The organism is Mycobacterium sp. (assembly GCF_035603715.1).
Taxonomy (GTDB): domain Bacteria; phylum Actinomycetota; class Actinomycetes; order Mycobacteriales; family Mycobacteriaceae; genus Mycobacterium.
Map to the genome: position 1 here is coordinate 1 of NZ_DATNJW010000421.1, position 3,021 is coordinate 3,021.

The window sequence follows — 3,021 nt, forward strand, 5'->3', positions numbered from 1 at the left end:
GTCGCCGAGGTGATCGGATTCGTGGCGTCGCGGCCCTCGCACGTCAACCTCGACCAGATCATCATCCGGCCGCGCGACCAGGCGTCAGCCGGCCGGTTTAACCGCCGGGCCCAGGACTAGTCGTCGTCGGCGTGCCCGACAACGTCGGCGCGTCATGCGGCGTGGCGGGCGCGCTGCGTGGAATCGACACCGGCGCGGGCTTGGCGCCGTCCGGCGGCGGCAGCGCCGACATCCCCATCCAGGTGTCCCAGCTGACCGCCCAGTCCCAGATGTCGCCGTCGGAGTAGGACAGCTCGATGGTGCTGCCGGTCACCTCGACCGGGTCGCCGTAGATCGCGCTGCCGAAGTACTGCTCGGCGTTGGCCGTCGACAGGTTGATGCAGCCGTTAGTGACGTTGGTGTTGCCCTGCGCGCCGGCGCTGCTCGGGTTGGCGTGGATGAACTCGCCGTTGTTGGAGATCCGCACGGCCCAGCGTTCGTGGATGTGGTTGTAACCGGCGGCCGGGTTGGACATGTAGAAGTCGGAGTACTTCTCGCTGACCACGTGGATGCCATTACGGGTGACGTTGCGCGCCTTGTCGGCTTCGCCGTAGCTGCAGGGGAAGTCCATGATGACGCCCTCGTCGCGGACCACCTGGATGCGGTGCGACGTGACTTCGGCTTTGACCACCTGACGGCGACCGATGTCGAAGCTCAGGCTCATGTCCTGCTTGCCGTAGGCGCCGTCGCCGAAGGCCAGCCCATACAGCTTGGCGTCGACGTTCACCTTGGTGCCGGCCGGGTAGTACTCGCGGCTGCGCCAGTGCACTCGGGCGCCGCCCACCTCGTCGGGCAGCCAGGCCCAGCCGCCCTCGACGGGCGGCTGGGTGGTGACCTTCAGCGCCCGCTCGACGGCGGCCTTGTCGGCGATCGGCGCATCGAATTGGATGATGATCGGTGCCGCGACACCGACGGTCTGGCCGTCCGCGAGCTGGAATCCGCCGTCGATCACCTTGGTGGGCGCGATCGTGGTCAGCTCGGCTTTCACCGGGTGGGTTTTGCCGTCATGGCCGACCGCCGACCCGCTCCAGGTGTAGGTCCCGTCGTAGCCCAGCGGCTCGTTGACGGTGTACAGGGTGCGATCCCGGCTCAGCGTGCCCGCGACGACCTTGCCGTCCGCGTTGGTCAGTGCGACGTGCTGAAACCAGCCGTCGCGAATCTCGACGCTGACCGGCGTGGTCGGCAGGACCTTGGCGGTTTTGTCGGCGGGCCGGAACGTGATGGTGGCGTCGGCCGGGGGTTTGGCCTTTTCGGCCTGCTTGGTCGATCCGCCGAAGCACGCGGCTAACACGTTGGGTGCGAGGACTCCGACCGCCAGGGTCGTCAGGGCCCGGCGCCGGGTGACCGGCGAAGGGTCGCGCGCAGTGCTCACGACATCAAGATACCGGCGGAAACGATGCGCTTCCTCCGCGCGCGGCTCACAGGGAGCAGCCGACCAGCACTGGTTCGGGTATCAGTGTGACACCAAACACATCGCGCACCCCGTCGCGCACGGTGCGCGCCAGGGTCACCACGTCGGCGGCGCCGGCTCCGCCGCGGTTGGTCAACGCGAGCGCGTGCTTGGTGGAAAGTCGGCAGCGGGCGTTGTCGACGTCCGGGTAACCCTTGCCGAAGCCGGCCTGCTCGACGAGCCAGCCCGCGGCGAGCTTGACGCCGTCCGGGGCCGGGTAGTGCGGCACCGGACGATCAGCACCATCGGCCAACTCTTGGTAATGCTGCTGTGTGACAACGGGATTGGTGAAGAACGACCCGACGCTCCAGGTGTCGTGGTCTCCTCCGTCGAGCACCATGCCCTTGCGGGTCCGCAGGTCGAGCACCGCGTCGCGCACCGCCGCGGGATCGGCCCGCTCGTCGGCCGTCGCGTCCAATGCGGTCACCAGTTCGCCGTAGCGCAGCGGCGCGCTGCGACCCGAGGCGTCCAGCGCGAACTCCACTTCCAGCACGACAGCGGCTTCGGAGTGTTTGAGCGCGCTGGTCCGGTATCCGAAACCGAGCTCGCCGGCCGGCGCCCAGCGCACCGCACCGGTGCGGCGATCCAGCAACCGAACCCGGGTGATGGTGTCGGCCACCTCGACGCCGTAGGCCCCGACGTTCTGCACCGGGGTGGCACCCGCCGAGCCGGGAATACCCGACAGGCACTCCAGCCCGCCCAGGCCGGCGGCGATGGCCGCAACCACCACGTCGTCCCAGACCGCACCCGCCTCGGCCCGCACGATGTTGCCCTCGACACGAATGTTGTTGTTGGCCAACCGAACTACGGTGAGATCGGTCAGCGTGTCGGCGATCACCACATTCGAGCCGCCGGCCAACACCAGCAGCGGCTGGGCGGCCTGGCCGTCGAGATGGCGCAGCGTCGCAATTACTTGCTCGGTGCTGGTGCAGGTGATCACCCGCGACGCGACCGGGCCGATCCGCAACGTGGTCAGCGGCGCCAGCGGCACACTGTCGTCGACGCGCGCACCGGCGAAAACCGTTCCCACGTCACCCGGTTTCATGAGTCTTGACGGTAGCCTGACCTGCTATGCCGCGTTCGTTCGACATGTCCACCGACTACGTGGTCACCGTCGGAGAAGTTCTCCGGGCCTTCAGCGACGAGCAGTACTGGCTGGCCCGGCTGACTGACTCGGGCGCCGACGACACGACGCTGGATTCGATGCAACTCGGCGGCCCGTCCGGTGACGACGGCACCATCGACGTCGTCACCACCCAGGTGCTGCGCGCGGATCGGCTGCCGGGCGTGGTCACTCAGTTTCACCGCGGCGATCTGCGCATCCGCCGCGAGGAGCGCTGGGAGCCGATCACCGACGGCACCGCGACGGCGACCGTCACCGGCTCGATCTTGGACTCGCCCGCGTCGCTGACCGGCACCGCGACGCTGGAGCCGCTGGCCGAATCGGGCGGCGCCCGGTTGAAGTTCCGGGCCACCGTCGAGGTTCGCATCCCGCTTGTCGGCGGCAAGCTGGAGAACTTCATCGGCAACCA

Annotated in this window: 3 protein-coding genes and 1 pseudogene; 2 read left to right on the forward strand and 2 right to left on the reverse strand. The window is 68.6% G+C overall.

Features of this window, described 5'->3' with window-relative positions; all coding sequences use genetic code 11:
• A pseudogene (locus VN856_RS17350) lies at positions 1-120 on the forward strand (SDR family oxidoreductase); the annotation flags it as partial.
• On the opposite strand, the gene VN856_RS17355 reads toward VN856_RS17350, so the two are convergent.
• Both VN856_RS17355 and VN856_RS17360 read right to left on the reverse strand, forming a co-directional pair.
• Complete coding sequence (locus VN856_RS17355) at positions 98-1,411, reverse strand: L,D-transpeptidase (protein ID WP_325691179.1); 1,314 nt, start codon at positions 1,409-1,411, stop codon at positions 98-100. The pseudogene VN856_RS17350 and the gene VN856_RS17355 overlap by 23 nt on opposite strands.
• A 46-nt stretch (positions 1,412-1,457) precedes the next feature.
• On the reverse strand, positions 1,458-2,534 hold the full coding sequence (locus VN856_RS17360; RefSeq protein ID WP_325691181.1) for a UDP-N-acetylmuramate dehydrogenase: 1,077 nt from the start codon (positions 2,532-2,534) through the stop codon (positions 1,458-1,460).
• A 26-nt stretch (positions 2,535-2,560) separates the two neighbouring features.
• On the opposite strand from VN856_RS17360, the gene VN856_RS17365 reads away from it, so the two are divergent.
• Positions 2,561-3,021 (forward strand): DUF2505 domain-containing protein (locus VN856_RS17365; protein WP_325691183.1); only part of this gene is annotated, 461 nt, incomplete at its 3' end.